13 protein-coding genes are annotated in these 12,678 nt (G+C 68.6%); 1 reads left to right on the forward strand and 12 read right to left on the reverse strand.

Annotated elements, in window-relative coordinates:
* Window positions 1-574 precede the first annotated feature (574 nt).
* Window positions 575-1,537, forward strand: a complete 963-nt coding sequence (locus FDN03_RS00565) for a nitronate monooxygenase (protein ID WP_138173091.1) — start codon at window positions 575-577, stop codon at window positions 1,535-1,537.
* On the opposite strand, the gene panC is transcribed toward FDN03_RS00565, so the two are convergent.
* From panC to FDN03_RS00625, 12 genes are all read right to left on the reverse strand, one after another.
* On the reverse strand, window positions 1,534-2,415 hold the full coding sequence (gene panC / locus FDN03_RS00570; protein WP_138173093.1) for a pantoate--beta-alanine ligase: 882 nt from the start codon (window positions 2,413-2,415) through the stop codon (window positions 1,534-1,536). The two genes, FDN03_RS00565 and panC, sit on opposite strands and share 4 nt — an antisense overlap.
* Before the next feature lie 4 nt (window positions 2,416-2,419).
* Window positions 2,420-3,286, reverse strand: coding sequence for a DUF2520 domain-containing protein (locus FDN03_RS00575; protein ID WP_138173095.1), 867 nt, complete (start codon window positions 3,284-3,286; stop codon window positions 2,420-2,422).
* 3 nt (window positions 3,287-3,289) lie between these two features.
* Window positions 3,290-4,651, reverse strand: a complete 1,362-nt coding sequence (locus FDN03_RS00580) for a PH domain-containing protein (RefSeq protein ID WP_138173097.1) — start codon at window positions 4,649-4,651, stop codon at window positions 3,290-3,292.
* Window positions 4,648-5,133 carry a PH domain-containing protein gene (locus FDN03_RS00585; protein ID WP_171021076.1) on the reverse strand — a complete coding sequence of 162 codons (486 nt, stop codon included), beginning with the start codon at window positions 5,131-5,133 and terminating at the stop codon, window positions 4,648-4,650. Before FDN03_RS00585 ends, FDN03_RS00580 begins: the two co-directional genes overlap by 4 nt.
* The gene (locus FDN03_RS00590; RefSeq protein WP_138173101.1) at window positions 5,120-5,596 is read right to left on the reverse strand and encodes a DUF3180 domain-containing protein; all 477 of its coding nucleotides are present in this window, start codon (window positions 5,594-5,596) and stop codon (window positions 5,120-5,122) included. The genes FDN03_RS00585 and FDN03_RS00590 overlap by 14 nt, the downstream gene beginning before the upstream one ends.
* Window positions 5,593-6,432 carry a 2-amino-4-hydroxy-6-hydroxymethyldihydropteridine diphosphokinase gene (gene folK / locus FDN03_RS00595; RefSeq protein WP_138173103.1) on the reverse strand — a complete coding sequence of 280 codons (840 nt, stop codon included), beginning with the start codon at window positions 6,430-6,432 and terminating at the stop codon, window positions 5,593-5,595. Before folK ends, FDN03_RS00590 begins: the two co-directional genes overlap by 4 nt.
* Complete coding sequence (gene folP, locus FDN03_RS00600; protein WP_138173105.1) at window positions 6,419-7,321, reverse strand: dihydropteroate synthase; 903 nt, start codon at window positions 7,319-7,321, stop codon at window positions 6,419-6,421. The genes folK and folP overlap by 14 nt, the downstream gene beginning before the upstream one ends.
* Window positions 7,322-7,325: 4 nt before the next feature.
* A complete protein-coding gene (folE, locus tag FDN03_RS00605; protein WP_138173196.1) occupies window positions 7,326-7,901 on the reverse strand; it encodes a GTP cyclohydrolase I FolE in 576 nt (191 codons plus the stop codon).
* A gap of 219 nt (window positions 7,902-8,120) precedes the next feature.
* Window positions 8,121-10,049 (reverse strand): ATP-dependent zinc metalloprotease FtsH, encoded by a 1,929-nt coding sequence (ftsH, locus tag FDN03_RS00610; protein WP_138173107.1) that lies wholly within the window; start codon window positions 10,047-10,049, stop codon window positions 8,121-8,123.
* 110 nt (window positions 10,050-10,159) lie between these two features.
* Window positions 10,160-10,711, reverse strand: a complete 552-nt coding sequence (gene hpt, locus FDN03_RS00615) for a hypoxanthine phosphoribosyltransferase (protein ID WP_054821563.1) — start codon at window positions 10,709-10,711, stop codon at window positions 10,160-10,162.
* Between the two features lie 64 nt (window positions 10,712-10,775).
* Window positions 10,776-11,726 (reverse strand): tRNA lysidine(34) synthetase TilS, encoded by a 951-nt coding sequence (gene tilS, locus FDN03_RS00620; RefSeq protein ID WP_249354142.1) that lies wholly within the window; start codon window positions 11,724-11,726, stop codon window positions 10,776-10,778.
* Window positions 11,727-11,736: 10 nt separating this feature from the next.
* Window positions 11,737-12,660 carry a zinc-dependent metalloprotease gene (locus FDN03_RS00625; RefSeq protein ID WP_138173109.1) on the reverse strand — a complete coding sequence of 308 codons (924 nt, stop codon included), beginning with the start codon at window positions 12,658-12,660 and terminating at the stop codon, window positions 11,737-11,739.
* Between the last annotated feature and the right edge of the window lie 18 nt (window positions 12,661-12,678).

A 12,678-nucleotide genomic window follows, 5' to 3' on the forward strand; every position in this document is an offset into this window, starting at 1 on the left:
CACCACCAACGACCACACGGCAGCCAATGATGCAATCCCGGCGAATAAAAAACACTCAATCACCACACACGGGGGTGCGGGCGATCAAGCAAATAAATGTTTCGTATTCACCAAACAAAAATAATTTGGTATCAACAAACTTGGCACACTATTGAGTTCTCAAACAACAAGCGCTTCCGACACCACGAACCACCATCATCTGGCTGGCCGCTTCGCTCCGGAGCAACTTTCCAACCTTACCACATCCCCGACCCGAGTCAAAACGACCCGAACATCCGGTGACCTGCAAAGGAAGGGATTCTCGCTGCCAGGTAAACTTCCCGTTTCCGGTGTGTGTTTCCCGCTGGCAACAGATAAAAACTATACGCAGGTTCCACCACCCACGCAAATCGAAAAGCGGTGTTCTGCGTCATACTCCCGCGGGGCCGTCATGGGGGCGTTTCACGGTGCCTGGTGTCCGGGCTGGGCGCGGAAACCCGGATGATGATCGCCCGGGCTGTTTCATCGTCTTCGTTGGCGTATCTGCCTGCCCCACTCTTCGGACCGGCCGGTGCTCTGCCCTAGTGTGGGAGTCATGAGCGATCTGCAGAAACGTCTTGGCTACCGTTACCCGATTTTCAATGCCTCAATGGCCGGAGCGGCCGGCGGTCAGTTGGCCGCAGCGGTGTCCACGGCCGGAGGTGTGGGCATGATCGGTGTTCCGGCGGCACCGAGCCCGCAGTGGATCGAGGAACAGCTCTCCCATGTCCGGGAACTGCCCACACCATGGGGAGCGGGATTCATGGGCTGGGCCCTGGAGCAGGACATGGGTCCGCTGCAGGCCTTCCTGAATGAGCGCCCTTCCCTGGTGTGCATCAGCTTCGGCGAGGTGGGCCGCCCAGCCGCGCTGGCCCGCGAGTCCGGGGTGCTCACCGCCATGCAGATCGGCAATGCGCAGGACCTGCAGCGGGCTCAGGACGCCGATATTGACATCATCATTTGCCGCGGCGGCGAGGGTGGCGGCCACGGGCGGAACGAGGCCGGGACCTTGGCACTGTTGCAGCTGGCGGTTAATGCAACCGACAAACCGGTGGTGGCCGCGGGCGGGATCGGCACCGCGCGCGGCGTGGCGGCCGCATTGGCCGGTGGCGCGCAGGCGGTGTGGGTTGGCACGCGCTTCATCACCGCGGCCGAAGCCAGCGGCCATGCCCGCTTCAAGGATGCGGTTAATGCCGCGGGCCTGGATGACACCGTCTACACCCGGGCGTTTGACATCGCCCAGCAGCTGCCGTGGGCGCCCGAGTTCGGTGGGCGGGCGCTGGCCAATGAGTTCTCCCGGCGCTGGGCCGGGGATCTGTCCGGGCTGGAAGAGCGCGCCGATGCCGCCCTGCGGGAGCGGATGAAGCAGGCCCGGGCGGACGCGGATCCGCAGATCGCCCCGGTCTACGCCGGCCAGGCGGCAGCGTTCAGCATCCGGGTGCAGCCCGCGGCGCAGATCATGGAGGAGTTGTGCGGGTTCCGCGAGCTGCTGGCGGACGCGGCACGGCGCTTTGCCTAGATCGGCTGGTTGTCGATCAGCCGCACCCCGCCGACGGTGGCGGCCACCAGGATCAGCCCCTGCCCGGTGAACGGGGTGTCCTGGCAGTTGAAGGCCAGCTCCTGCAGGGTGTCCGGGTCCACCACCACAAAGTAGTCCAGCTCAACTTCCGGTTCCATCTGGAACAGCCCGACCGCGTCCTCCAGATACAGCGGTTCGTGGCGGGCGGCCCGCCCGGCGATCAGTTCGATGGCCCGATGGATGACCAGGGCGGCGGTGGCCTGCCGCTGGCTGAGCAGCGCGTTGCGGCTGGACAGGGCCAGCCCTTGGGCGGTGCGAACGATCGGCACCGCGCGGATCTGCACCGGGTAGTCCAGGTCGTCGACCATGCGGCGCACCAGCACCAGCTGCTGGGCGTCCTTCTGCCCGAAGTAGGCACGGTAGTGCCCCTGCCCGGGATCGGCGTAGTGCAGCAGCTTGGCGACCACCGCCAGCATGCCGTCGAAGTGCCCGGGGCGTGAGGCCCCCTCATACATGCGTCCCAAGGCGCCGCTGTCCAGCCGGATCAGCGGGGTCCCGGCATGGTAGACCTCCTGTGGTGCGGGCGCGAAGACCAGGTCCACCCCGGCCCGGGCGGCCACCTGCACATCGGCCTGCAGGTCGCGCGGGTAGCGCTGGTAGTCCTGCTGGTCGTTGAACTGCAGTTCGTTGACGAAGATGGAGATCACCACCAGCTCGTTTTCCTCCCGCGCCTGCCGGAACAGCTGTTCGTGTCCCGAGTGCAGGGCGCCCATCGTCGGCACGAAACCCAGTGAGGCGGGGGCGGCGGCGCGGATGGCGGCGCGCAGTTCGGCGCGGGTGGTCAGGACCTGGGGGCTTTTCGCGGCGGGGCTTTTCACAGCACTATTCTAGGATGCCCAGCAGTTCGCGCAGCGTCGCCTCGGAGATCAGGCCCTGGGCGCGGGCGCGGATGGCGGTCGCGCGGGACAGGGTGCGGTAGCTGTCCGTGGTTTCCTGCGGATCATTGGCCAGGGATTCAACGTGGGCCTGCACGGTGCCCACATCCCCGCGCGCCACCGGGCCGGTGAGCAGACCGGCCCCGGAACGCAGCGCATTGTCCAGGCTGGCGCTCATCAGGGCACGCAGCGTGTTGCCCGGCTCCTGCACCCCGATGCGCCGCAGCAGGTCCATGGACTGGGCGGTGATGGTGTTCAGGTGGTTGGCCCCGTGGGCCAGGGCCGCATGGTAGCTGGTGCGGTCGGCCTCGGCGATGGTGACCGGCTCACCGCGCAGCTCCACCACCAGCGCCTGGGCGACCGGCAACATCGGCTCGTCGGCGGTGACCGCGAACGCGCAGTCGGTCAGCCGATCCAGGTCCAGGCTCATCCCGGTGAACGTCATGGCCGGGTGGATGGCCAGCGGGAACGCGCCGGCGGCACGCACCGGTTCCAGGATGCGCGTGCCGTAGCGTCCGGCCGTGTGGGCCACCAGCTGCCCGGCCACGAAGTGCCCGGCGGCGGCCAGCCCGGCCACCAGTTCCCCCAGTACGTCGTCGGGCACCGCGAACAGCACCAGTTCGCTGCGCCGCAGGATCTCATCCGGGGGCAGCACCTGGGCGTCGGGCAGCATGGCGCCGGCCCGTTCCCGGGAGGCCTCGGACACGGCGTGCACCCCGGTGATGTGGTGCCCGGCCGCGGCCAGCGCCGCGCCGAGCACGCTGCCGACCCGGCCGGCGGAGATGATTCCAATTCCTAGTCGTGGAGCGTGCACTGTCTACCTTTCGGCCGCTCGGTGCGCCTGGGCCTCGAACAGTTCGAGCGCCTGGCGGCTGTCTATCTGGTGGGCATAACCCATGATGCTGCCCCCGGCCGAGTGCACCCGCACCCCGGCCAGCCCGCGGCGCCGCTCCAGCGGCCCCTGGTGCCAGGTGACCCCCTGGATCCGCCGGTGCGGGATGAAGCTGGCCACCCGGGCCAGCCAGCCGTAGCGGGTGATCAGCACCGTGTCGGTGTGCAGGTACCCCTGGTGCCGCCACGCCCCGGGGGAGATCAGCCGGGCGCTGGCCGGGGAGGTGGTGAAGCCGTGGTGCGCGCCGGTGGACAGCGCCGTGTGCAGCACGGCGCGCTGTTCGTTCACGCCCAGGTCCGGCAGCAGGATCCACATCACCTGGCACACCGAGTCGAAGTCGCCCACCGGCATCACCAGGGTTTCGCTCTCCGCGCCCTCCCCCAGGCCCAGCGCGTTGACCTCGATCCGGTACCAGCCCAGCGGCCGCCACAGGGCCGGGGCGCTGATCTTGACCGCCTGCACCCGCCCGGCGGGGATCGACTGCTGGCGGGTGTCGGCCAGCCCGCGGCTGATCCGCAGCCCGGTGTCGGTGTTGGAGGCGGTGAAGTTCCAGGAGTTGTTCAGCTCCTTGTACAGCCAGCCGCCAAAGCCCAGCAGCGCCGGAATCACCCCGGCCAACGCACCGGCGTTGCCCAGCAGCACCATCACGGCGAAGAACAGGGCGAAGAGCAGGCCCACGATGGTGGGGATGCGCAGCAGCAGGGAGCCAAGCAGCCGCCCGGCCGGGACCCGGGAGACGATCAGCTGCCCGGTGTCCGCCGCCGGGGCCGGGTGATCGGCCGTGCCGGTCTGCGGGCCGGGCGCCGGCGGGGCGGAGCCGTGGCGGGCGGCGTGGGCGCGGTCCAGGATGACCCCGCGCAGCCGGTGCGCGTCGGCCTTCTTCAAGAACGCCAGGCGCATCACCGAATCGGAGCCGTCGGCCACGTCAAAGCGCAGTTCGGCCAGGCCCAGCAGCCGGGCCACCAGCGGCTGGGCGATGTCGATGGCCTGCACCCGTTCGATGCGCGCCTGCTTCTGGCTGCGAAAGAGCATCCCGGAGTTCACGTACACGTGCGTTTCACTCAGCCGGTAGCGGGTGAAATACCAGGACAGGGCGTAGAAAACCAGGATCACCAGCAGTGCCGCGGAACCGATCGCCGCGGTCCAGCCCAGCCGGGGGCCCTCGAAGCGTTCGGACCAGGACAGTTCGTCGGTGTTCGTGTAGTAGACGTAGATCAGCCCGACGATCGCCAGCCAGCCGTGCACGAACGGACTGGCCGGGTGCACCCGCTGCCACGGCCCGCTCATAGCCCGATCATCTTCTCTTCACCGGCCGCCACCAGCCGTTCGCGCAGCTGCTGGCCCTCCCGGGCCGGGATCCCGGGGATCACCGCGGTCGCGGCCCCGGCGGCGGTGTTCACCGTCAGCCGGCACAGCCCGTAGCGCCGCTCCAGCGGCCCGGAGCTCATCTCCACGTACTGCAGCCGCCCGTAGGGGATCACCACGCGTTTGCGGAACAGCACCCCGGAACGCACCACCAGGTCCTCGGCGCGTTCACTGTAGCCCAGGGCGCGCACCCGGCGCCGGATCAGCGCCAGCGCCCACAGCGCGATCCCCAGCACGAGCAGCGGCGGGAGCACCACCAGCCACCGGGGCACCTGCACCCCGAACAGCGCCAGCCCCAGCGGCACCAGCGCAATGATCAGGTACAGGGCGGTGTTCGCCAGCCAGGTCAGCAGCCGGACCTTGAAGTAGGCGGGGTCCACCGCGGTGAAGTCAGTCGGTGGCATATCCTTGGGCTCCATCGGCATCCTCATCGTTGTCCTGCGGGGGCAGCTTGCACAGGTGCTGGACAATGAACCCGATGACCACCATCAGCACCCCGGCCCCGGCCAGCACGATCGCCCGGGTGGCGGTGGGACTCGGGCCGCTGGCACCCAGCAGCGCCGCCATCAGGCTCAGGTGCCACCCGGCGATCACCGCCCCGGCGTACGCCCCGGCCTGGGCGAGCACCAGGATGCGGGCCGCGGCGATCGGCTCCACCCGGTGCCGGGTGCGCCCGGCGGTGAACAGCTTCACCCGGATCCCCAGGATCAGGGTGATCACCGAGACCGCGGCCATGGAAAACAGCGCCGAATAGTCCAGCACCGGGGCCATCATCCCCCGCCCGCTCATCACCAGCATCAGCACGTAGCCGATCACCGCGCCGGCGACGGCGCACAGGGCCAGGGGCAGGAAACGCAGTGTGCTCATAGCCGGATGATGCCGGGGGTGTCTTCGGCCTGCGCGGCCAGGCGGGAGACCAGCTGGCCGCCGAGCACCGCGTCGGGGTCCATCCAGCTCCACGGCGCCAGCACGAAGCCGCGCAGGTGCGCGCGCGGGTGCGGCAGGGTCAGCCGCTCGTCCTGCAGCACCAGCTGGTCATAGGTGATCACATCCACGTCCAGGGTCCGCGCCTCCCAGCGCACGGTGCGGGTGCGGTGGTGCTCCCGCTCCACCTGCTGGCACAGATCCAGCAGCTGGTGCGGGTCCAGGGTGGTGCGCACGGCGATGACCTGGTTCAGGTAGTCCGGCTGGCCCCCGGGCCCGCCCACCGGCTTGGTCAGCGCCAGCGGGGACACGGCTTCGACCCGCACCTGCGGGTGGTCCTGCAGTTCGCTCACGGCCGCCTGAAGCGTCTGCCGGCTCTCGCCCAGGTTCGAGCCCAGCGCCAGCACCGCGCGGTGCTCCCTCTGCACGCGGCTGATCGCCACGGTGACGTCGTCAAAGGGCACCGGGATCGGGGCCTGGGGCTTGTGCACGGTGACGTCAACCCGCGCCACGCTGGGGTAGCCGGTGAGGATCGCCTGGGCGATCTGTTCGGCCAGCTTCTCGATCAGGTCCCAGGGCCCGGCCTGGATCTGGTCGACGACCAGCTCGCTGACCTCCCCGTAGTGCACGGTGTCTCTCACGTTGTCGCTCAGCGCCGCGCGGGTGGTGTCGGTGTGCAGCACCACGTCCACCGTAAACGGCTGGCCTTCGCGCTTCTCGTGCTCGAAGACCCCATGGTGGCCGGTGGCGGTGATGCCGGTGACGCTAATGCGATCCATGCGCCTTCACTACTTCGATGGCGTCGCGGCTGGACTGCACGTCGTGCACGCGCACCGCCCAGACACCGTTGGCGGCGGCCAGCGTGGTGGTTGCGGCGGTGGCGGCATCGCGGTTCTGCACGTCGCGCGGCTTGCCGCCCTCGCGCAGCAGTTCACCCAGGAAGCGTTTGCGGCTGGTGCCAATCAGCACCCTGTGCCCCAGCGCCTCCAGCTCGCCCAGCGCGGCCAGCAGCGCCCAGTTGTGTTCGGCGTCCTTGGCGAAGCCCAGCCCCGGGTCCAGGATGATCTGTTCGGGCCGCACGCCCTTGGCCACGAACTCGTCGCGCAGCTGGCGCAGTTCGCCCACCACCTCGGTGACCACGTCCTGGTAGTTCGCCTCGGTGACCATGCTCTGCGCGGTGCCGCGGCGGTGCATCAGCACGTAGGGGACCCCGGTTTCGGCGATCAGTTCGGGCATGCCCGGCTCGTAGGTGAGCCCGGAGACGTCGTTGATCAGGTGCGCGCCGGCGTCGATGGCGGCACGGGCGGTGTCCACGTGCATGGTGTCCACCGACACCACCGCCCCGCCCTTGGCCAGGGCCTGGATGACCGGGATGATGCGTTCGCGTTCCAGCTGCGGGTCCACCTCGGCGGCGCCGGGGCGGGTGGACTCCCCGCCCACGTCAATGATGTCCGCGCCGGAGTACAGCAGCTTCAGGCCCTGGTCGATGGCGGCCCCGGAGTCCAGGTACTTCCCGCCGTCGGAGAAGGAGTCCTCGGTGATGTTCAGGATCCCCATGACCAGGGTGCGGTCGGTGGGCAGATCGGCGAAGGTCTTGCGCTTGATCTTGCGGATCACGGTCAGCGGGCTGGTGGCCGGGCCGGTGCCCGGAATCGCTCCTAGAGACATATCACTACTTTCCTAAGATCAGGCTCATGGCTTCGGCGCGGGTCGCGGTTTCGCGCAGCTGGCCGCGCACCGCACTGGTGACGGTCTTCGCGCCGGGCTTCTGCACCCCGCGCATGGACATGCACATGTGTTCGCATTCCACGACCACGATCGCGCCCTGCGGGTGCAGGTGCTCAACCAAGGCGTCGACGATCTGGGTGGTCAGCCGCTCCTGGACCTGGGGGCGGCGGGCGAAGACCTCCACCAGCCGGGCCAGCTTGCTCAGCCCGGTGACCTTTCCGGCCTTGCCCGGAATGTAGCCGATGTGCGCCGAACCGTGGAACGGGACCAGGTGGTGCTCGCAGGTGGAGTAGAACGGGATGTCCTTGACCAGCACCAGTTCATCGTGCTCGATGTCGAAGGTGGTGTCCAGGTGTTCGGCCGGGTCCTGGCTGAGCCCGGCAAAGAATTCGGCGTACGCCTTGGCGACCCGCTTGGGGGTGTCCACCAGCCCGTCACGGTCCGGGTCCTCGCCGATGGCCAGCAGGATCTCGCGCACCGCCGCCGCGATGCGCGGCTGGTCCACTTCTTTGGCCGGCACGCCGTTGGAGGACTGGGCTCCCTCGGGACCGGGCACGCTGTCCTGGCTCTTCGAACTGTCTATGGTCTTGGAACTACTCACGTTCTAGATCCTATCCGGTTTGGGGTGCCGGCCCGCGCATCGAAAGGTAACACGGGCACCGCCGGCACCCGTGGGCGGTGGGCGATACGCCGCGGGCGGCCGGGGCGTTTTGCCTCCGGCCGCCCGCGGGGTGCCTGCCTAGTCGCTGGCCTGCGCGGCCCGCTCCTTGGGGCTGAGAATCGGCCCGGCCTCGTGCACGGGGCGCTGCGCGTTGGACAGCCACACCTCGCGCTTGTCGATCTTGACCAGGTCGGAGAAGATCTCCTCGATCTCCTTCTGGTTCAGCGTCTCGTGCTCCAGCAGCGCCAGCGCCAGCCGGTCGAGCACCGGACGGTTGTGGGTCAGCGCCCAGTACGCGTCGTCGTGCGCCGCCTCGATGAGCTTGCGCACCTCGTCGTCGACCAGCGAGGCCATCTCATCGGAGTATTCGCGGCTGCCGGCCTGGCCGTACATCGCATCCCCGGAGGAGGAGGACAGGCGCACCGCGCCGACCTTCTCGCTCATCCCGTATTCGGTGACCATCTTGCGCGCGGTGGCGGTGGCCTTCTCGATGTCGTTGCTGGCCCCGGTGGACGGGTCGTGGAAGACGATTTCCTCGGCCACGCGCCCGCCCATGGCGTAGGCCATCTGGTCCAGCAGTTCGTTGCGGGTCACCGAGTACTTGTCCGACTCGGGCACCACCATGGTGTAGCCCAGGGCGCGGCCACGCGGCAGGATGGTGATCTTGGTGACCGGGGCGGTCTGGTTCATGGCCGCGGCCACCAGCGCGTGCCCGCCCTCATGGTAGGCGGTGACCTTGCGCTCGTGCTCGTCCATCAGCCGGGTGCGCTTCTGCGGGCCGGCCATCACCCGGTCGATCGCCTCATCCAGGGCGCGGTCATCGATCAGGTTCGCGTTGGAGCGCGCGGTCAGCAGCGCCGCCTCGTTCAACACGTTGGCCAAGTCCGCGCCGGTGTACCCGGGGGTCTTCTTGGCCACCGCGGTCAGGTCCACGGACTCGTCCACGGGCTTGCCCTTCACGTGCACCTTCAGGATCTGCTCGCGGCCCTTCAGGTCCGGGGCCTCGACCGGGATCTGCCGGTCAAAGCGGCCCGGGCGCAGCAGCGCCGGATCCAGCACGTCGGGACGGTTGGTCGCGGCGATCAGGATGACGTTGGTGGTGGCGTCGAAGCCGTCCATCTCCACCAGCAGCTGGTTCAGGGTCTGCTCGCGTTCGTCGTTGCCCCCGCCGATGCCGGCGCCGCGGTGGCGGCCCACCGCGTCGATCTCATCGACGAAGATGATCGCCGGGGAGTTGTTCTTCGCCTGCTCAAACAGGTCGCGCACGCGCGAGGCGCCCACGCCGACGAACATTTCCACGAAGTCCGAACCGGAGATCGAGTAGAACGGGACCTGCGCCTCACCGGCGACGGCCTTGGCCAGCAGGGTCTTGCCGGTGCCCGGGGGACCGTAGAGCAGCACGCCCTTGGGGATCTTCGCGCCCACGGCCTGGAACTTGCCCGGCTCGCGCAGGAACTCCTTGATCTCGTGCAGCTCCTCCACGGCCTCATCGGCCCCGGCCACGTCCTTGAACGTCACCTGCGGCATGTCCTTGGTGATCAGCTTCGCCTTGGACTTGCCGAACTGCATGACCTTCGAGCCCCCGCCCTGGGAGCGGGCCAGGATGAACCAGAACAGGCCCGCGATCAGCAGGAAGGGGATGATCACGCCCAGCATGGAGACGAACCAGTTGTTCTGCACCGGCTGGTCGGTGAACTTGTTCAGCTTCGCGCCGTTCATGGCGTCGATGACCTGCTCGCTGCGGGCCACCGAATAGTAGAAGGAGACGTTCTTGCCCTTGTCGACCCCGTCCACGTTCAGCGGGTCCTTCAGCAGCAGGTCCACCCGCTGGTCCCCGTCGAAGATCTTCGCCTCGGCGGCGTTGCCCGAACGCAGCTGGTTCAGACCCACCGAGGTGTCCACGCGCGCGCTGTTCTGCCCGAAAAGCATCGGCAGGAACAACAGCACGGCGGTGACCCCGACGAGCACCCAAATGATCCAGCTGTTAAAAAGTTTCTTGGTTTTCATCGATCCGGAGGTTCCCGTTCCCCCGCATCCCCCTCACGCACTTCATCCGACGTCCGGGCTACGCCATGTCTATCGATACTGATCAACGCACGCGGCGCACGAAAAGTTCCCTACTGGTAGATGTGGGGCGCCAGGGTGCCGATGCAGTCCAGGTTGCGGTACTTCTCCGCGTAGTCCAGCCCGTAGCCGACCACGAACTCGTTGGGGATGTCCATGCCCACGTACTTCACGTCGATCTTCACCTTGGCCGCCTCCGGCTTCTGCAGCAGGGTGCAGATTTCCACGCTGGCCGGGCCGCGGGATTCCAGGTTGGACTTCAGCCACGACAGGGTCAGCCCGGAGTCGATGATGTCCTCCACGATCAGCACGTGCTTGCCCATCAGGTCGGTGTCCAGGTCCTTGAGGATGCGTACCACCCCGGAGGACTGGGTGCCCGAACCGTAGGAGGAGACCGCCATCCAGTCCATGGTCACGTGCGACTTCAGTGCGCGCGAGAGGTCGGCCATGACCATCACCGCGCCCTTGAGCACACCCACCACGAGGATGTCGCGGCCTTCGTAGTCCTTGTCGATCTGCGCGGCCAGTTCGTTGATCCGGGCCTGGATCTCTTCCTTGGTGTACAGCACGTGGGCCAGATCGGCCTTGATCTCGTTCGAATCCACGAAGGTTCTCCTGAATGTAGAGGGGTGGTACCCCACTAGATTGCCACACTCCGGCCCCCAGTGTTTAGCCGGGTCTGGTGAAAACGATCACCGGACCGCGCCGGTAGGCGTAGATCTCTCCCTCCAGCTGCACCGGGCCAGCCGAACGGCTCGGCGCCGTGCCCAGTCCGGCCAGCTGCTGCAGCGCCGCGGTGCGTTCCCGGCTCGGGTTCGTTCCCCCGGCCGCGCGCACGGCCAGGCGCAGCACCCGCGAGGAGATGGCCGGGGGCAGTTCACGCAGCCCGCGCAGCGGCAGGCGGTGCCCGTCGGCCAGCTGCCGGTAGCTCTGCGCCGCCCACTCATCCAGCGCGTCCGCGTCCTGGGCGGCCAGTTCGGCGGTGCCCGCCAGCGCCTGGGGCAGGTGGGCGCCCAGCTCCCGGACCAGCACCGGCAGCACCCGGTGGCGGATCTGGTTGCGCCGGTAGCGCACATCGGTGTTGCTCGGGTCCTGCCACCAGTTCACCGACGCCTGCAGGCAGATCTGCTCCAGCTGTTCGCGGCGCAGGCCCAGCAGCGGGCGCCGGTAGGGGCCGCGCACCGCGCGGATTCCGGCCAGCGAGCGCGTCCCGGAACCGCGCAGCAGCCCCAGCAGCACCTGTTCGGCCTGGTCATCCAGGGTGTGGGCGAGCAGCAGGGCCTGGGCACCGGTGGCGCCCAGGGCGTGCTCGAACTGCTGGTAGCGGGCATGGCGGGCGCTGGCCTCATCCGCGGCGGTGCTCACCTGGCGCACCAGCACCGGGTCCAGGCCCAGGCTCCGGCAGGTTTCGGCCGCCTGCCGGGCCACCGCGTCGCTGCCCGCGGCCAGCTGGTGGTCCACGATCACCGCCCCGGCGCGCAGCTTGCCGGCGCGCACCAGTTCGGCCGCGGCCACCGCCATCCCCAGCGAGTCCGATCCCCCGGAGACCCCCAGCAACACGAACTGCCCGCCAACCTGGCGCTGAATGGCGATCCGGGCCTGGGACAGGGCGCTGCTCATCGCGCCGGCCTCACGCCATCCTCGCCAGCCACTGCTGCGGGTGGTCCAGCTCGCTGGCCGTGGGGAAGGCCTGGCGGGATTCGAAGATCCGGTTGAACCCGTCATAGCCGATCTGCCCGACGATGTGGCGCACGAACTTCTCCCCGCGCTCGTACTGCCGGGCCTTGGCATCCATGCCCAAAAGCTTGCCCACCCAGGTGGCGATCACCCCGCGGTTCTGGCCGCGGGCGGCGAAGCGCTGGCGGATGGTCTTGATGCTGGGGATGTCGTGCACGTCGTTCATCACGGCCATCGCATGGCCCTCAAGCACCGACATGATGGTGGTCAGCTCCCCCACCTCGCTGCGCAGCGACTTCACCCGCTGGCCGATCTCGGCCATGGAGCGGGTCTTGCCGCCGGTTCCGGTGAAGATCGCGGCCAGCGTTTCACGCATCACCTCCGGCACCCAGGTGGCCACCTCGAACTGCAGCCGGTGGGTCTGCTCGTGGGTGGCGATCCACAGGTAGAAGTCCGCCGCGTTCAGGTTCATCTCCCCACGGATCTGGGTGATGGTGGGGGCGTTGAGCAGCAGCCGCGAACCGCTGTAGGGGTCAAACTGGCCCAGCACCCGGGTGGAGAGGATGGAGAGCACCGCCCCCAGCTCGGCCCCGGCGATCACCGGCACGCTGGGCGGGGTGCTGGGCAGTTCGGGCATCATCGCGGCGAAGTTCTGGCTCACGGCCTTGGCCCATCCGGCACGGTCCACCACCAGCACCTGGGCCGGCTTGGTGGATCCCAGCCCCGAGATCGCCTCGGCCTTGCGCAGACCCAGTTCCGCCGCCTGGCGCAGCTCGGCCACGATCCGCGCGGCCTGCGCCCCGTCCAGGGCCGGCCCGGCGGGGGTCAGCGCCTTGGCGGTGGACAGGGCCACCTCCCAGTCAATCCACTGGTTCATGGTGTTTCTCCTTTGGTT

Origin of the sequence: Glutamicibacter sp. V16R2B1 (genome assembly GCF_005774635.1) — a bacterium.
Taxonomy (GTDB): Bacteria; Actinomycetota; Actinomycetes; order Actinomycetales; family Micrococcaceae; genus Glutamicibacter; species Glutamicibacter creatinolyticus.

What these genes read in the sequence shown, in the direction of transcription:
- folK (WP_138173103.1), bottom strand. Translation starts at nt 6,432, where the DNA reads ATGGATCGCATTAGCGTCACCGGCATCACCGCCACCGGCCACCATGGG.
- FDN03_RS00625 (WP_138173109.1), bottom strand. Translation starts at nt 12,660, where the DNA reads ATGAACCAGTGGATTGACTGGGAGGTGGCCCTGTCCACCGCCAAGGCG.
- FDN03_RS00580 (WP_138173097.1), bottom strand. Translation starts at nt 4,651, where the DNA reads ATGAGCGGGCCGTGGCAGCGGGTGCACCCGGCCAGTCCGTTCGTGCAC.
- folP (WP_138173105.1), bottom strand. Translation starts at nt 7,321, where the DNA reads ATGTCTCTAGGAGCGATTCCGGGCACCGGCCCGGCCACCAGCCCGCTG.
- FDN03_RS00565 (WP_138173091.1), top strand. Translation starts at nt 575, where the DNA reads ATGAGCGATCTGCAGAAACGTCTTGGCTACCGTTACCCGATTTTCAAT.
- FDN03_RS00590 (WP_138173101.1), bottom strand. Translation starts at nt 5,596, where the DNA reads ATGAGCACACTGCGTTTCCTGCCCCTGGCCCTGTGCGCCGTCGCCGGC.
- FDN03_RS00585 (WP_171021076.1), bottom strand. Translation starts at nt 5,133, where the DNA reads ATGCCACCGACTGACTTCACCGCGGTGGACCCCGCCTACTTCAAGGTC.
- ftsH (WP_138173107.1), bottom strand. Translation starts at nt 10,049, where the DNA reads ATGAAAACCAAGAAACTTTTTAACAGCTGGATCATTTGGGTGCTCGTC.
- tilS (WP_249354142.1), bottom strand. Translation starts at nt 11,726, where the DNA reads ATGAGCAGCGCCCTGTCCCAGGCCCGGATCGCCATTCAGCGCCAGGTT.